The sequence below is a fragment of the Aestuariibaculum sediminum genome (genome assembly GCF_014596945.1).
Taxonomy (GTDB): Bacteria; Bacteroidota; Bacteroidia; order Flavobacteriales; family Flavobacteriaceae; genus Aestuariibaculum; species Aestuariibaculum sediminum.
This window is the reverse complement of the sequence record NZ_JACVXB010000003.1, coordinates 489599-505783: the sequence shown is the minus strand read 5'-3', so window position 1 is coordinate 505783 and position 16185 is coordinate 489599. Positions and strand designations below refer to the sequence as shown.

Below are 16185 nucleotides of genomic sequence, written 5' to 3'. Positions count from 1 at the left end.
TTCAGTAAATTTGCGTCGCTTTTTAGACAACAAAATTCAATTATATAGCGTATGTCAAACGACATTAAGATTAAAAAAGGTCTGAATATTAACTTAAAAGGTGAAGCTGAAAAAACTGTAGAGCAAGCAGTTATCAGTAAATTTTGCACCGTTAGACCCGAAGATTTCCACAGCGTAATTCCAAAACTTATAGCTAGAGAAGGAACCAAATTAAAAGCAGGTGAAACGATTTTTTACGATAAATCGAATGAGGCTGTAAAATTTGTGTCTCCTGTTTCTGGTACTGTAGTCGAGGTGGTTCGTGGACCGAAACGTAGAGTAGATGCTGTTAAAATAGAAGTAGACAGCGAACAAGTGTATCAAGACAACGGTAAGTTTGATATAGATGCGGCTCAACCCGATGCGGTTAAGGCGCATTTTTTAGCTTCAGGTTGTTGGCCGTTCATTAAGCAGCGTCCTTACGATGTGGTTGCAAATCCGTCTAAAACACCAAAGGCGATTTTTATTTCTGGTTACGCCAGTGCACCATTAGCAGCGGATTTGGATTTTACTTTAAAAGGAAAAGAAACTGAATTGCAGGCTGCTATTAATGCGCTAGGTAAATTAACTAGTGGTAAAATTCACGTGTCGGTAGGCGCTAATTCCAATTCGCCATTAGCTGGATTAACAGGAGTGACACTTCATAAAGTGTCTGGACCGCACCCAGTAGGAAATGTTGGAACGTTAATAAACAAAGTTGATCCTGTAAATAAAGGGGAAGTTGTTTGGACAGTAAACGCACAAGACCTCGTTATTATCGGTGAATTATTATTGACAGGTAAATTTAATGCTGAGCGCATAGTTGCTTTAGCAGGTTCTGAAATTGAAAAACCACGTTACTTTAAAACTAAAATAGGTAGCGAAGTAGCTACTATGATTTACGATAAAGGTGTTGCTCAGGGAGCACATCCTCGTATTATATCAGGAAACGTTTTAAGTGGAAAACATATAAAACCAGATGGGGCTCTTGATTATTACAGCAATGTAATAACCGTAATTCCAGAAGGCGATGATTATGAATTATTCGGATGGAATAAGCCCGTGTTTAATAAAATATCGACTTCAAGAGCATTAACATTCTCTTGGTTAAACCCTAAAAAAGTTTACGATTTAAATACCAATACAAACGGTGAGCATCGTGCATTTGTGGTAACAGGTGGTTACGAAGAGGTCTTTCCTTTAGATATTTATCCATTACAAGTTTTAAAAGCTTGTATGTATAAAGATTTAGATGAAATGGAAGCTTTAGGAATGTATGAAGTAGCTCCTGAAGATTTTGCATTAACAGAATTTGTTTGTGTTTCAAAACAACCGCATCAAAAAATTATTAGAGAAGGTTTAGACTTAATGCTAAAAGAGATTGGATAATTAATCGGTTTGTAAGTCAAAACGAAAAATAAAATCTTATTCATTTTTCTTAATAAAGAATGAAAACTATAAAAAATGAGTTTAAAAAATAAATTACATGTTTTAAAAAGAAAGTTTAGAAGCAGTAAGTATGCTCCGGCATTCAATGCGCTTCATACTTTTTTATACTTGCCTGATGAGACTACCCACGGAGGTACCCACATTAAGGTGGCCGACGATTTAAAGCGTACCATGAACACCGTAATTATGGCGATGGTACCATGTTTAATTTTCGGAATGTTTAACGCAGGGTACCAGCATCATTTAGCCACAGGTGCTATCGATGCGGTTTCTGGAGGTTTCTTTAGTTCGGAATTCTGGACTTTAGCTAACTTTTCAATAGGTTTCTGGAAAATTCTTCCGTTAGTTATTGTGTCTTATGGTGTAGGTTTAGGAATTGAATTCTTATTCGCAATCATTAAAAAGCACGAAGTAGAAGAGGGATATCTTGTTACCGGTATGTTAGTACCTTTAATTGTTCCTGTTGATATTCCACTTTGGATGTTAGCTGTAGCTGTTGCTTTTGGTGTTGTTATAGGTAAAGAAGTATTTGGAGGTACAGGGATGAATATTCTTAATCCAGCCTTAACAATTAGAGCTTTTTTATTCTTCGCGTATCCAACTTGGATGTCTGGAGATAAAGTATGGGTTGAAGGTGCTGTAGAGCGCGCTAACGAAATTGCAGCTGGAGCAAATTTAGATGCTATATCTGGCGAAACAATTCTAGGAAGTCTGGCACAAGGAAAAGATTTTGCGTATTCAACGGCTGATATGTTTTTAGGATTTATTCCTGGGTCGGTTGGCGAAACTTCAACGTTATTAATTCTCTTAGGCGGACTGTTTTTAATCTTTACAAAAATTGGTAGCTGGAGAATTATGTTGTCATCAGCTTTAGGAGCCATTGTCATGGGATTAATCTTTAACCAGGTTGCCGATGCAGGTATAATTGGAGAAGGTAGTAAATTTTACGGATTGATGAACACGCCGTTTTGGCACCACTTAATGATTGGTGGTTTTGCTTTTGGTACGGTATTTATGGCCACCGATCCGGTTACAGCTTCACAAACCAATAAAGGAAAATGGATTTACGGATTTTTAGTAGGTTTTATATCTATTTTAATTCGTGTATTTAACCCGGCTTACCCAGAAGGTGTGATGTTAGCCATTTTATTAATGAATGTGTTTGCTCCAACCATCGATCACTACGTGATTCAAGGTAATGTGAAGAAAAGAATGAAACGTTTAAAAGCTAAAGTTGCATAACGATGGAAAATAGAACAGACAAAAATTCATATACTATTCTATTTGCGATAGCGATGGTAGTAGTGGTAGGAGCCTTATTAGCATTTACAGCTTCTTCTTTAAAACCGAAAATTTCAGAAAACATGCGTATAGAAAAGCAACAAAATATTTTGTACGCGATGGGAGTAAACAATAATGATGAGGGAAGTGCAAACTTTGTTGCAACTTCAGAAGCATCAGAATTGTTTTCAAAATATATTACTAAACAAGAGGTGATTAAAGATGGCAATGTTTCAGAAGATGATCAAGCCTATTTAATCGATCTTAAAAAGGATAAGGCTGCAGCAGGTGGCGACCCTTCAAAACGTAACTTACCGTTATTTATTGGGGAAAAGGACGGACAAACATATTACGTAATTCCAATTTATGGTAAAGGTCTTTGGGATGCGATTTGGGGCTATGTTTCAGTTAATGAAGACATGGTAATTCAAGGAGCTTATTTTGACCATAAAGGTGAAACACCTGGTTTAGGAGCGAATATTAAAGAGCGTTTCTTTATGGACGATTTTATTGGAGAGCACCTTTTAGATGCTAACGGAAACTTTAAAGGTGTTGATGTAGCTAAAGGAAATGCCGATCCAACAAATGAGGATAAAACAGATAATGAGGTTGATGCTATTGCCGGAGCAACAATTACAGGTAATGGGGTTTCAGCAATGATTAAAAGCGATTTAAAGCTTTATAAACCTTATTTTGATAATTTAAAAACTAAATAATCGTATGGGACTTTTATCAAAAAAAGACGCAAAGTTAATTACAGACCCATTAGCAGATAATAACCCGATTACTATTCAGGTATTAGGTATTTGTTCAGCTTTAGCAATTACAGCGCAGTTAAAGGCATCAATTGTAATGGCTATTTCTGTTATGGCTGTATTAGGTATTGGAAATGTTGTTATTTCTTTAATGAGAAACATCATTCCTTCAAAAATTAGAATTATAGTTCAGTTGGTTGTTGTTGCAGCTTTAGTAATTATAGTAGATCAAGTATTAAAAGCATTCTCATATGAGTTAAGTAAAACCTTATCGGTATTCGTAGGTTTAATTATTACAAACTGTATTATTATGGGACGTTTTGAGGCGTTTGCTTTAGGAAATGGCCCATGGAAATCCTTTTTAGATGGTATTGGTAATGCTGCTGGTTATGGTTTAATTTTAGTAATCGTAGGATTCTTTAGAGAGTTGTTAGGTTCAGGAACTTTACTAGGCTTTAAGGTTTTAGGCGATCCAATTGAAAAAACAGGGTTATACGCTATAGGGTATGAAAATAACGGTTTTATGTTATTATCTCCAATGGCATTAATTGTTGTTGGAATCATTATTTGGGTGCAACGTTCTAGAAACAAAGCATTAATAGAAGATCATTAATAATTCAGAATTCAGAATTCAGAATTCATAATTGAAAAAAAATGGAACATTTAGAATTATTTTTAAAATCAATATTTATAGATAACATGGTATTTGCCACTTTCTTAGGAATGTGTTCTTACCTTGCAGTATCTAAAAAAGTATCAACAGCTGTTGGACTTGGTGCTGCGGTTATCTTTGTACTTGCTGTTACAGTGCCGGTTAACTGGTTACTGGATCAGTATATATTACAACCAGGAGCATTAAAATGGTTAGGTGAAGACTATGCCGCTTACGATTTAAGTTTCTTATCATTTATCCTGTTTATTGCTACCATCGCAACCATGGTACAATTAGTTGAAATCGTGGTTGAGAAGTTCTCACCATCCTTATACAACTCACTTGGTATTTTCTTACCTCTTATTGCGGTAAACTGTGCTATTTTAGGAGGTTCGTTATTTATGCAATCCCGTGAAATCCCAACTATAGGTTTAGCGACAGTTTACGGTATTGGTTCAGGTATCGGATGGTTCTTAGCCATTCTTGCTATTGCTGCGATACGCGAAAAAATCAGATATTCAAATGTGCCGCCAGCCTTACGTGGTTTAGGTATTACCTTCATCATTACGGGTTTAATGGCCATTGGATTCATGAGTTTTGGTGGTATGTTAACAGGTGGAGATGATGAGGCTAAGAAAGAAGAAAAAACAGCTTCAGTTAAAGAGGAAACACGATCAAATGACCAAGTTGCCTTGAACGCGGCAGAAACAGCGAAAGAAGAGTTAGCTAACAATACAAATAATTAAGATGATTTTATTAGCAGCAGGTACAACAGGAACAATAGTAGCAACGGTAGCAGCGTTCTTAGTCATTACGCTTTTATTGGTGACTTTACTATTAGTAGTGAAACAAAAGTTATCGCCTTCTGGGCCGGTAAAGATTACTATTAATGGCGAAAAGGAAATCGAAGTTGCTTCAGGAGGTAGTTTATTATCTACTTTAGGAAATCAAAAAATATTTTTACCATCAGCATGTGGTGGTGGTGGAACTTGTATTCAATGTGAATGTCACGTGAATGCTGGTGGAGGTGAAGCACTTCCAACCGAAACTCCTCACTTTACCCGTAAGGAGTTACAACATGGAGCACGTTTGGCATGTCAGGTTAAGGTAAAACAAGATATGGATATCACTATACCGGAAGAGGTATTTGGTATTAAAAAATGGGAAGCGGAAGTGGTGCGTAACTACAACGTGGCTTCATTTATTAAAGAGTTTGTAGTACGTATTCCTGAGGATATGAATTACAAAGCAGGTGGGTATATTCAAATCGAAATTCCACAGTGTGAGATTAAATATTCTGATATTGATATTACAGCGCATCCTGAGGAGCATGAAACTCCAGACAAATTTCAGGCAGAATGGGATAAATTTGGGTTATGGCCATTAGTTATGAAAAATGACGAAACTGTAGAGCGTGCTTACTCTATGGCGTCTTACCCTGCCGAAGGTCGCGATATCATGCTAAATGTGCGTATTGCTACGCCGCCATGGGATAGAAATAAAAATGGATGGATGGACGTAAACCCAGGAGTAGCGTCGTCTTATATTTTCTCGAGAAAACCAGGAGATAAAGTTGTGATTTCTGGTCCTTACGGTGAATTCTTTATCAACGAATCTGAAGCAGAAATGCTTTATGTTGGTGGTGGAGCTGGTATGGCACCAATGCGTTCACACTTATATCACTTGTTTAAAACGTTAAAAACTGGACGTAAAGTTACCTATTGGTACGGAGGTCGTTCTAAACGAGAATTATTCTACCTGGATCACTTCTATCAATTAGAAAAGGAATTCCCTAATTTCCGTTTCTTCTTAGCGCTTTCTGAGCCTTTACCAGAAGATAACTGGAAAGTAAAAGAAGATATCGATTCTCCAGGTGATGGTTTTGTAGGGTTCATTCATAATTGTGTAATTGATAACTACCTAAGTAAACACGATACGCCTGAGGATATTGAATTATACTTCTGTGGACCACCGTTAATGAATAAAGCGGTACAAAAAATGGGAGAAGATTTTGGTATCCCTGATGAAAACATCAGATTTGATGACTTCGGAGGATAATCAAAACCTTAATATAAAAAAAGCCAACTCAATTGAGTTGGCTTTTTTTATGGATTCAATTATACAGGTTATAGATTCAATCATTCCATTAATAAAATTAATATTCTTTTAAATGAGGTATTAGAAGACCTTTATTAGAAATATTATTTTTATGAAATCAAATTACCTTCAAATCTTTTTCTCTATTCTATTTATTGGTTTTTTTTCTGAAAGCTACTGTCAAACCATTACAATAAATAATAGTACTAGTGAGGCTATAATAAATAAGTCTACGGTGCAGGTTTCATCCATAGAAACAGGAGAACCTTTTAATTATAGTATTGACTTTCAAAATTTAAATCAGAGTAAAACCTTAATGATTACAGATGTTCTTCCAAATGGGCTTTGTTAATCTGCTACCGATATTGTTGCAGATCCTTCATTTTTGGATTTCTCTGGGAATGTAGTTTCTAACCCTAACAACATTTCGGGTTTAATAGATACTAGTAGTTTACCTACCGTTGTTTTTAATATACCTAGTAATGTAAAATCTGGGTCGTTTACTATTACAGTTCGGTTTTGTGCGGGTGTTACGCCAAATGGTTTTTCTGTAACTAATAACATTTGTGCAAGTTATGGTGGAGGTAATTCCAGCATTGAAAATTTTTGCTCAGATACGGGTTTAACTAGCGTGGCTTCAGCCATAAACCCTTGGGGTAAAATAACAAAGGAACCACTTTTCCCAGCCGTATTTGGTAGCGACGGTAACTATTATATTTCGACCAGTGGTGGCGTAGCAAATTATAAAATTAGAATTACTAAGGATGTTCTTTATGAAGGGGCAATTTTTGGAATGCTAAACTTGACCAATGTAAGTATTTCTGAAATAGCATTACCCTGTGCCTCAGTGACACTTTTAAGTGGTCCAGGTGTACTTAATTCAAGTACAAATACCATTGTTCTTAATAATGATTTAAATGGAAATATTCCTTATGAGTATGCAGAATTTGTTATCCAAGTTGATTATAGTGGATGTGCTCTTACCAATGGACAGGTAATACCGAATACGGTAGAATTAAATGGAACACCTTTGGGAGAAACTCCTCAAACAAATTTAAGTAATGATACCGCAAATGTTATTGCAATCGACAATTTGCCCGGAGCTAATTTAAGTTCCGTATTAGAAAAAAGTGTAGAGGTTTTTAACCCCGTTCCTGGGTGTTTAGGTAAATATGTGATTTCATTTAGTAATAATGATAATAGACCCATTTCACTTGTAGAAATAACCGATCAATTGCCAAGCGAAATAATTCCGAAATATGTAAGTGTTTTTGGGTCAATAAATAGCGCTTCGACCAGTACAGATTTCGATATTAGTTTTAACGGTGGCCTCGCAACAACGTTTCCCTTGGATATTGGTTTTGGAGGCACTCCAAGTGTTTGGTCAAGCGCTACTACCAATACGGTATTGTTAAAAGCCGATTCGAACACCTTATTATACCCCAATGATACAGTTCAAATCACTATTGATTTTATTATAGATTCAGCATTAACAACAGGAGCTATTGTTAGTAATTGTGCGCATTTAGATGGCGCAATTATAGATACACCTAATAATGTAAATGAAATATTAAGTCAAGACAGTTGCATAGATTTTACTATTGAAGATCCTCAAGTTAAATTATGCGCATTAAAACGTGTAAGAAAGGCAAATACGAACGATCCTTTTGTTACCGATTTAATTAACACCTACAGACGAATTAGAATTTGAATTATGTATTCAAAATAACGGTAGTTTAAATTTTAATGGTCAATTGGTAGATGTGCTAGATGCTAAATACGAATTTTTATCAGTGGTTTTCAGTAATATGCCAATAGGGACTAATTTTACTCAAAGCGGACAAACTTTAACATGGAACAATGTAAGCCTAAATCAAACTTGTAATACGTTTGGTGTCGATTACGGTTGTTTAAATCCTGTGGCTCCAAGTTATTGTGTAATTATTAAAGTTAAAGTAAAGGCCTTTACACCACCGGGAAATATAGATAATGCCGCTACTTTAAGTGATAACGGAACCAACACTTTAACAACCGAAAAAGCTAAGGTAAATATAAAAGAGTCGTCTGTTTTAAAGTTTACTAAAGAAGTTTCTACAGATTTATTAAGTTTTAGTAGCATAGTAACCTTTAGACCGCAATGCGACGATGGAGTTTTTTATAAAATATCTGTAACCAACCTAGGTAATAAGGATGTTCTTCAATATCAGGTTATAGATGAATTGCCAGATGTTAACGATGTGTATTTTCCAACAACATTAAATCGAGGAAGTGACTTTTCGTTTGTTAACGTGATTAACAGAAGTGCCCCAGATTTTAATGTGTCTTTTCTAAATAACACCCCATCTTCAACAACATCTCAGGCTAATTTTAATTGCAATACAGTTTCGACCGGAAATAGTTCCAGTTCTAATTGAACGAGAACCATTTTTTACGAGAATTTAAACCCATTGCTTATAGGTGAATCTACAGAGATAATTTTTGAAGGCGTTATGCCAATTAATCAAATAATGTCTCATAATAGTAAAATTGTAAATAGTGCCTATTTGGTTAATTGCGATGCAGGAGATAAAATAATAAGACCTACAAATATGACGGAGGTTAATATTTATAATCCCATTTGTTTGGGGCTGAATTTTAGTCCTTATAAGGAAGCTGCACCAGATTTATTTCCCTTATCGGTAGAAGATGAATTAAAGGTTAATAGAGGAGTAAGCGATAAAGAATATGGCGATATTGATAATGATGGCGATATCGATATACTTTACGCGGATCGCTTTGGAAAATTAAATGTTTTAATAAATTCGGCTGGTGCAGGAATGATTCCTAACTATCCGAGTACGGGAGTATCTCTTAATATTCTCAATTCAACGGAATCTTACAGATTATACGACTGGAACGGCGATGGCGTAAACGACCTTATTTTACATGAATATGATGCCGGTGCTGCGGTATACAGAATTAGTTATTATCAAAATAATGGTTCGGGCGTGTTTCCTGCGACAGCAACTACCGTTTTAATGACTTCGGGTGTAGATTATCCACCAGTCGATTGGTTTTTCGATATTGGTGATTTAAATAACGATAACCTTCCAGATATATTATTAAGTCAAGGATGGTTTCATGGCGTTGCTTATTTTGAAAATACAGGAGGGACCTCACCATATTTTTCATTGGCTTCACCACAAATTTATAATCCTGGAAACTCTTTTATTAGTAATATATTCCTGCTTGGAAATAGCGGTAGTTACCCAGTGCCAGAAATTTACGATGTTGACTGCGATGGCGATAACGATGTCTTAATTTCTGATCCACTATACAGTAGTACTATGGGTAATGGAGGGCGCGTCTACTTTCATGAAAATAATGGAGGTGTCACTTCAGGAATATTTCCAAATATCAATAGAGTAGGTTTAACAAATCAATTTGGCTTAAACGATGAAACGGTAGATAATGCGCCTTTGGCATGTGATTGGGTTGTAACAAGAATAGTCGATTATTTTGATAATAATTGCCCCATTGCCATAAGTTATACGCCCTGTGAAAATAAGTTCTATTATTTTTTGCAGGAGGATTGTTTATGTGTTGATTTTTATTTGTTGTCGGTAGAAGATGTGGCAGTGAAAACCAACGATTATAGTCTTCGATTATATCCAAATCCATCATCGTCTTCAATTAATGTTTCAGGAGTTTATGAAATGGATTTTAACTATGAAATATACGATATACATGGGAAAATAATAAGTAATGGTACTTATTCCAAAGGTAATTCTATTGACATTTCGCGATATCAAAAGGGCATGTACTTAATTAAGATTATTCAAGGAAACAGAACAAAAACCCTAAAGTTTATTAAAAATTAATAGCAAAAACATTTTTAATTTTTAACGCACATATTATGAAAACAAAATTACTTTTTTCAGGGTTTATTATGCTTTTGGTTATTAATACTTTTAAGGCTCAAACACCACCTAATGGATTTTTTGACAATATTAATCAAAGTTGGTCTGTAACGGGTAATGTTAGTTTGAATAGTGAGACTAGTATGGCTGGGTTGTTTTATTTGTTAAATACTTCAAATGTTGATGCAACATTTACGGTTAAATCTGATGTTTTCACATTATTATCCACGGAAGTTTATAATTATACAATGGAATATACCCATACTTACTTTGATGTTTTGATGGGTGAATGGGATGCACCTCCATTAATTTCAGCCAATTTAAAAGATGAAGATGGAAATATTGTTAAAAATTTAGATTTAGACTGTCTAGGAGGAAGGTGTAGAGAAACCGATATAATTTTAGTAAATACCTCCGGCTCATATTATATTGAATATTCTGGTGTTTTAGGAGTTTTGGCAGGACAACCAATTTCAGAAGAAAACTTTTGGTTTGAGAATTTATGGATAACAAAAAATTCAACTGTGAATACTTTATCTGGTAAAGTGTCTTATAATACTAATGCAGATAACTGTGCGTCATCAACAATTTACCTATCAAATATTTTTTTGAAGTCTACATTGAATCCTTCAGGGAAAACATATTATGCCAAAACCGATAATAACGGAAATTATTTTTTTGCATTTAATGAATTGGAGTCTGTCGATACAAAAATGCAATCAAATAGCTTATTTTCAACACCAGTAAATTATGCCAACATTTTTTCTGCTTATCAAAGTACGACTAATCAAAATTTTTGCGTTTCTTCTTCCATTTCAGGTTACGATTTAAATGTATATATTATTCCAATTTCCGACGCACGACCAGGTTTTAATACTTATTATAAAATCATTTATAGTAATCTAGGAAACACAACTATAAGTGGGAGCTTAGATGTGTCATTCGAAAATTCCAAGGTCAATTTTTTAAATGCCAACCCAACGCAAGATTCACAATCCACAAATAGTTTAACTTGGAATTATACTAATTTACAGCCCTTCGAGTCGCGACAAATTTATGTCGATTTTAATATCAACACACCGCCAACGGTAAACAATGGTGAAAATCTGGCATTTACGGCTGTAGTAAACCCAATTTCTGGCGATGCAAATCCAACAAATAATACCTTTACATTAAATCAAACGACCATTGGCTCTTACGATCCCAACGATGCCGCCATCTTACAAGGGCCTTATATAACTGCTAGTCAGGCGACAGAAGATTTATATTTTAGACTTCGTTTTCAAAATACAGGAAAAGCTTCAGCAATAAATATTAATGTGGAAACAGTTTTGGACAGTCATATCGACATCTCAACGTTTCAACCTCTATATGCATCGCACGATTTTTCAACGTCCATAAGTAATGGAAACCAGGTTAATTTTAATTTCGATAATATAAATTTAGCCGATAGCACTACAGATGAACCTAACAGCCATGGTTGGGTGCTTTATAAAGCGAAACCGTTATCAAGCTTTACAACGGGCGATATTATTGAGGCCAAAGCTAGTATATTTTTCGATTATAATTTGCCCATTGTTACCAATACGGCTTCAACGCAAATTGAAACAACGATGAATATTTTAGATGCTGACTATTCTGGCTTATATATCTATCCAAACCCTGTTAAAAACCAAATCCATTTAAAAGGCAAAAGCATAAATCAAACGAAATATTTTGTTTCAGACTTATTAGGTAAACCAATAAAATCGGGGTATGTTTTCAACAATGAAATTGATGTTCAAGATTTAAGTCATGGTTTTTATGTTTTAAAAATTTCAAATCGGAAACCTATTAAATTTTTAAAAATAAATTAAGTTTACATTATTGGAACAAAAAGCCAACTCAATTGAGTTGGCTTTTTTTATGGATTAGAATTAAATTAATTCATCTTCGGAGGAATATTGGCAGGTACTAAATTTTCAATAGGTTTTATCGTTTTCAAATATGCAAAAATAGCCTTTAAATCATCGTCAGGTAAATTTTTATAGGATTGCCAAGGCATGGGCGGTAAAAGTGGTCTGCTGCCTTCCATGCCTTTGTATAGCCCTTTTTTAATAGCTGTTAAAAACTGGGCTTCATTCCACGAACCAATTCCCGTTGCATGTGGTGTTAAATTAGCGCCAAATGATGTACCCCATGGTCCTGTTGCTGCCGTTAAGCCCATATTAAATAATAAATACGATTTGGCAGTGGTTTCGTCATATGGAGGAAGTACTTCATCAGCGGGGTGTCCAGACAAAAGTCGGTCTAAATCTAATTCCATGCCATTTTCAGTGAATTTTTTAGGTGTGTGGCAATCATGACATCCAATCGCGTTAACTAAATGCTCGCCTCGTTTTACTGGATCGATGGTGACATCTTTTACGATGGTGGGTTCGTAAATTTCTGTTGTTTCTTTTTTGTCTTTAGAAATGCAGGCAAGGAGAATAGAGCTGCATACGACAGATAAAATTAAGTTGTTTGTTTTCATAAAAAATTGGTTAGTAATTCGTTAGGGAACTTAAATATATGAAAACATTATAAGTAATGGTAATTATTGAATAACAAGTGTTTGGCGTTAAATTCTAAAGATCTATTACTCCTTGGTTATTTTTATTTCTAACACATAGTCGTTTAGTGATGTTTGGGTATTACTTTTTGGATATGGATATAAATTAATTAATTCAAATTTAAAACCTTTAATAATTGTGTCTTGCTGAAAGTTTGTGTGCGTATTTAAAGTGAAAGGAGTTTGTTCATTTTTATTTTTTAATATTAACGCAACTTCGCCATTTCCAGTCCAGACACAGGAAAGATCTTCAGGACACCTGGAATCTGAAACGGTATTTAGACATAATTGATATTGGGAATTTTTTATCGTTTGACAATTATCAACGGTTAAAGTAAAATTTTCGTTGACTGTTGTTTTGTATGAAGAACATCTTGTAAACACATTAAGATTGCCAAAGTAAATACGAATTTCATCGGGATAGTTTTACTTTTTAGATGCCGTTTTGTTAAAGTGTTACGTTGTATTCAGGAATAAAAAATTGAAACAAAAGTTATTTTACAGGTGATTTTTCTATAAAATCACATTTAATTTTGTCAAAAATTTTAGTGTAATCCATCACGTTTAGATTATTATCTAATTTACAAAGAAACTCAATAACAGCTTGTAAACCATTAAATAATACATCTTTATCGGTTGGCGTGTCGGGTTTTGTGTTTTTATAATGAATTGGAAGTTGATATCCGCAAGCTTTTAAAAAAGTAACTTCTATTTGTAATAATTCTGAAGGTGTATAACCATTAAAACGTTTTCCGAAGGCTTCATTAACTCGACCAACATAATTTAATTTTGTAGAGCCATGTTCATCTGAAAAGTGTTTCCAACTATCGGAATTGTCTAAAATATTTCCAACAGCACATTGTTTGCAACATTCTGGATGAAGCGTGTTGTTGTGAAATGCCGTGTATAATTTTTTTATGGCGTTATCTAAACGAGTATTTAATGTTTTCATACTTAAAGTTAATGAAAAATGTGTTACACTAAGGGGATTGTTCTAGTTTTTCATCTAAAGTCTTTAAAATATCAACCGCTGTTTTTTGGTAGTATTCTAGCATAGGGAGATAATTATATTTGCTATAAATTAAGAAGCTTACGCATTTTTTAAGATGGTCTTCGCTTTTAAATATATAATCAATCTATTTTTTAGTTTTGCCTTTTTGGATAAGGGATTTGCGAATGTTTCTAAAAAATTTAATCATTATTTAACTTTTTTAAATCTGTAATTAGAGATTGAGTACTGTACTGGATTTCTTTTAAAAATTCGAAATTTCCTAATGCGATTGTATTTCTTAAATAAATAGCATTCATGAAAACAAGTTTGTTTTCACCTTTTAATAATTGCTTTTTAGATAAATCCTGAAGTTCTGTTTGATAATTTTGTATTGTTATACCCTCATCTAATATATTATTTGTACTATCATATTCAATAATATTAGGTTCATACCAGTAACCAATTTTATTATAGTTGAATAAATAGTTCTGGTCTACCAATAAAGCGTTATTGTTATGTATAACCTTTTCTATTCGCTTTAACTCTTGATAATAATTAATGAGCCGTTTTTTAAATTCTACGTTTTTTAATACGTTAATATTTCCAGAAGATATTAAATCGGTATATGTGGGATCTGTAATTATAAAGGTTTTTCTTGAAGCTAAAATAGTAGCATGTTTAAAAAACATACTGTCAATTTTTAAAGTGTTGTCCTGTTGGTAGTTTTTTATGATGGTGTTACTAGCTTTAAAAAAAGATTTTTCATAATCGATTTGAGTTTCTATGGAGTTTTTTTGGTCTTTAAGATCATTCAACATATTTTTTAGGTACAATGCTTCGAGTTGTTTTTCTTTGCTTATTTCATTCCAGTTATTAATTTGAAGGGCAATAAGAATTCCAATAACTACAAGCACAATTTCGCCAATGGCATATTTAATGTATTTGGTGGTTTTGCCTTCATTGATAAACGTTTTTCTAATGTTTCTAAAGAATTTAATCATGGTTTATTAATTGAATTAATTCTTCTGCCAGGCTAATATTTTTGTTAATTGAAGGTATGTAGTAATTTAGATAAGAGATTTGCCAGTTAATCATAGATTTTAACTTTCCAACTTCCAGCTGTTCAATCACCTCCTTTGGGTCAACAAGAAATCCCTTTTTATGATTCAAGATTAATAGAAGTGGTCCTTCAATATTTTCGGAAATAAATTTAGAATGAAATGCAGTTAAATTGTTGTACTCGGCACAATTGGTTAAATAATATGTTTGTAGTTTTTCTTTTATTGTTTCACCATCGATTTCTTCGAACGTGTTGGATTCTAGCATTTTATTAAATGAGATTCCGCAATTTCCAGGCTCAAGATTTCTACATAAGTAATTAAGTAAAAGCGATAAGTCTATGTTATTATAGTTTCCTTCGCTAACCTTATTAAGGTATTCTGTGTAGGTTTTTATTGAGCGAATATCTTTCTTAAAATTAGTAACATCTAGTATAAGTTCGGCTTTTATTTGCTTTAAATAGTTGCTCTTTACTATTTTGGTTAATCGGTTTTCATTCCAGTTATTAATCTGCAAGGCAATAAGAATTCCAATAACTACAAGCACAATTTCGCCAATGGCATATTTAAAGTATTTGGTGGTTTTGCCTTCGTTGATAAGCGTTTTTCTAAAGTTTTTAAAGAATTTAATCATGAGAGTCTTGTTTTAATTCACTCTCAATAATTTTTATAAGCGTATTTATTCTTGATATAAAATTATCCAAAACTTCTTTTTCCGCGGTATAAGATTCTAGTTTTAAGGAGGCAATATTCCAAAACTCCAAGGATGCCCCAAGGGCTTTATAATCTGTGTTTGGTCCTCCTTTTACTAAGCCTTTTTTATATTTAGTAATTGCTATTTGGCTATAATTTATGTGTTTTATATAGTAAGGTTCTATACTGGTTGCATATTGGTTTTCGCTGTATTTTCCTACTGAATTAATAAACTTTCTTGCATAAATAAAACGCCAAAAACTCCTTCTTAGAGAGTCGTTTTTAATCTGACTTTGTAAGTCTTGATTTATAAACTCATCTGTTATAGGTAGCGATAAATTTACTGGTAGACCATTTGCAAGTGCAATCTCCCCTAATAAATGTTCTAAAAGGAGAAGAGAGTCCTGATTCTTACTGTTTATAATTTGCAAGATTTTTTTGTTTTTTTGAATTGTAGAATCTAAATAAATTTGAAAATCTTCTATAGCATTTGCAGTTACTTTTAATTCCGAGAGGATTCCATGATAGTATTTCTGGGTTTTATTTGTGGTTTTTCGATTCTCATTCCAATTATTAATTTGCAAAGCGATAAGAATGCCTATAACTACAAGCACAATTTCGCCAATAGCATATTTTATATACTTATTGGTTTTACCTTCGTTAAGAAGTGTTCTACGGATGTTTCGAAAGAATTTAATCATT

The 16185-nt window shown here is 33.7% G+C and carries 16 protein-coding genes; 11 read left to right on the top strand and 5 right to left on the bottom strand.

Features of this window, described 5'->3' with window-relative positions; all coding sequences use genetic code 11:
- Positions 1-51 precede the first annotated feature (51 nt).
- The 11 genes from ICJ83_RS09820 to ICJ83_RS09770 all read left to right on the top strand — a co-directional run bounded on the left by ICJ83_RS09820 (position 52) and on the right by ICJ83_RS09770 (position 12007).
- On the top strand, positions 52-1407 hold the full coding sequence (locus ICJ83_RS09820; protein WP_188230204.1) for a Na(+)-translocating NADH-quinone reductase subunit A: 1356 nt from the start codon (positions 52-54) through the stop codon (positions 1405-1407).
- Between the two features lie 75 nt (positions 1408-1482).
- The gene (locus ICJ83_RS09815) at positions 1483-2709 is read left to right on the top strand and encodes an NADH:ubiquinone reductase (Na(+)-transporting) subunit B (protein ID WP_188230203.1); all 1227 of its coding nucleotides are present in this window, start codon (positions 1483-1485) and stop codon (positions 2707-2709) included.
- A gap of 2 nt (positions 2710-2711) precedes the next feature.
- Positions 2712-3464 carry a Na(+)-translocating NADH-quinone reductase subunit C gene (locus ICJ83_RS09810; protein WP_188230202.1) on the top strand — a complete coding sequence of 251 codons (753 nt, stop codon included), beginning with the start codon at positions 2712-2714 and terminating at the stop codon, positions 3462-3464.
- Between the two features lie 4 nt (positions 3465-3468).
- Positions 3469-4116: an NADH:ubiquinone reductase (Na(+)-transporting) subunit D gene (locus ICJ83_RS09805; protein WP_188230201.1), complete on the top strand. Its 648-nt coding sequence runs from the start codon at positions 3469-3471 to the stop codon at positions 4114-4116.
- A 41-nt stretch (positions 4117-4157) separates the two neighbouring features.
- Entirely contained in the window at positions 4158-4901 is a 744-nt protein-coding gene (nqrE, locus tag ICJ83_RS09800) for an NADH:ubiquinone reductase (Na(+)-transporting) subunit E (protein ID WP_188230200.1), read from the top strand.
- A gap of 4 nt (positions 4902-4905) precedes the next feature.
- A complete protein-coding gene (nqrF, locus tag ICJ83_RS09795) occupies positions 4906-6213 on the top strand; it encodes an NADH:ubiquinone reductase (Na(+)-transporting) subunit F (protein ID WP_188230299.1) in 1308 nt (435 codons plus the stop codon).
- A gap of 151 nt (positions 6214-6364) precedes the next feature.
- Positions 6365-6604: a hypothetical protein gene (locus ICJ83_RS09790; protein WP_188230199.1), complete on the top strand. Its 240-nt coding sequence runs from the start codon at positions 6365-6367 to the stop codon at positions 6602-6604.
- Between the two features lie 33 nt (positions 6605-6637).
- Positions 6638-7963 carry a hypothetical protein gene (locus ICJ83_RS09785; protein WP_188230198.1) on the top strand — a complete coding sequence of 442 codons (1326 nt, stop codon included), beginning with the start codon at positions 6638-6640 and terminating at the stop codon, positions 7961-7963.
- A 43-nt stretch (positions 7964-8006) separates the two neighbouring features.
- The gene (locus ICJ83_RS09780) at positions 8007-8666 is read left to right on the top strand and encodes a hypothetical protein (protein WP_188230197.1); all 660 of its coding nucleotides are present in this window, start codon (positions 8007-8009) and stop codon (positions 8664-8666) included.
- Positions 8667-8699: 33 nt separating this feature from the next.
- Positions 8700-10112, top strand: a complete 1413-nt coding sequence (locus tag ICJ83_RS09775; RefSeq protein ID WP_188230196.1) for a T9SS type A sorting domain-containing protein — start codon at positions 8700-8702, stop codon at positions 10110-10112.
- Positions 10113-10147: 35 nt separating this feature from the next.
- The gene (locus ICJ83_RS09770) at positions 10148-12007 is read left to right on the top strand and encodes a DUF7619 domain-containing protein (protein ID WP_188230195.1); all 1860 of its coding nucleotides are present in this window, start codon (positions 10148-10150) and stop codon (positions 12005-12007) included.
- Between the two features lie 65 nt (positions 12008-12072).
- On the opposite strand, the gene ICJ83_RS09765 is transcribed toward ICJ83_RS09770, so the two are convergent.
- From ICJ83_RS09765 to ICJ83_RS09745, 5 genes are all read right to left on the bottom strand, one after another.
- Positions 12073-12663, bottom strand: a complete 591-nt coding sequence (locus ICJ83_RS09765; protein WP_188230194.1) for a c-type cytochrome — start codon at positions 12661-12663, stop codon at positions 12073-12075.
- A 571-nt stretch (positions 12664-13234) separates the two neighbouring features.
- Entirely contained in the window at positions 13235-13693 is a 459-nt protein-coding gene (locus tag ICJ83_RS09760) for a Na(+)-translocating NADH-quinone reductase subunit F (protein WP_188230193.1), read from the bottom strand.
- Between the two features lie 239 nt (positions 13694-13932).
- Entirely contained in the window at positions 13933-14733 is an 801-nt protein-coding gene (locus ICJ83_RS09755; RefSeq protein WP_188230306.1) for a DUF6090 family protein, read from the bottom strand.
- Positions 14726-15424 (bottom strand): DUF6090 family protein, encoded by a 699-nt coding sequence (locus tag ICJ83_RS09750; RefSeq protein WP_188230305.1) that lies wholly within the window; start codon positions 15422-15424, stop codon positions 14726-14728. Before ICJ83_RS09750 ends, ICJ83_RS09755 begins: the two co-directional genes overlap by 8 nt.
- Complete coding sequence (locus ICJ83_RS09745; protein WP_188230304.1) at positions 15417-16184, bottom strand: DUF6090 family protein; 768 nt, start codon at positions 16182-16184, stop codon at positions 15417-15419. The genes ICJ83_RS09750 and ICJ83_RS09745 overlap by 8 nt, the downstream gene beginning before the upstream one ends.
- Between the last annotated feature and the right edge of the window lies 1 nt (position 16185).

Excerpts from the sequence above, each read along its gene's own strand:
- ICJ83_RS09820 (WP_188230204.1), top strand. The coding sequence starts at position 52 with ATGTCAAACGACATTAAGATTAAAAAAGGTCTGAATATTAACTTAAAA.
- ICJ83_RS09815 (WP_188230203.1), top strand. The coding sequence starts at position 1,483 with ATGAGTTTAAAAAATAAATTACATGTTTTAAAAAGAAAGTTTAGAAGC.
- ICJ83_RS09810 (WP_188230202.1), top strand. The coding sequence starts at position 2,712 with ATGGAAAATAGAACAGACAAAAATTCATATACTATTCTATTTGCGATA.
- ICJ83_RS09805 (WP_188230201.1), top strand. The coding sequence starts at position 3,469 with ATGGGACTTTTATCAAAAAAAGACGCAAAGTTAATTACAGACCCATTA.
- nqrE (WP_188230200.1), top strand. The coding sequence starts at position 4,158 with ATGGAACATTTAGAATTATTTTTAAAATCAATATTTATAGATAACATG.
- ICJ83_RS09790 (WP_188230199.1), top strand. The coding sequence starts at position 6,365 with ATGAAATCAAATTACCTTCAAATCTTTTTCTCTATTCTATTTATTGGT.
- ICJ83_RS09770 (WP_188230195.1), top strand. The coding sequence starts at position 10,148 with ATGAAAACAAAATTACTTTTTTCAGGGTTTATTATGCTTTTGGTTATT.
- ICJ83_RS09765 (WP_188230194.1), bottom strand. The coding sequence starts at position 12,663 with ATGAAAACAAACAACTTAATTTTATCTGTCGTATGCAGCTCTATTCTC.
- ICJ83_RS09760 (WP_188230193.1), bottom strand. The coding sequence starts at position 13,693 with ATGAAAACATTAAATACTCGTTTAGATAACGCCATAAAAAAATTATAC.
- ICJ83_RS09755 (WP_188230306.1), bottom strand. The coding sequence starts at position 14,733 with ATGATTAAATTCTTTAGAAACATTAGAAAAACGTTTATCAATGAAGGC.
- ICJ83_RS09750 (WP_188230305.1), bottom strand. The coding sequence starts at position 15,424 with ATGATTAAATTCTTTAAAAACTTTAGAAAAACGCTTATCAACGAAGGC.
- ICJ83_RS09745 (WP_188230304.1), bottom strand. The coding sequence starts at position 16,184 with ATGATTAAATTCTTTCGAAACATCCGTAGAACACTTCTTAACGAAGGT.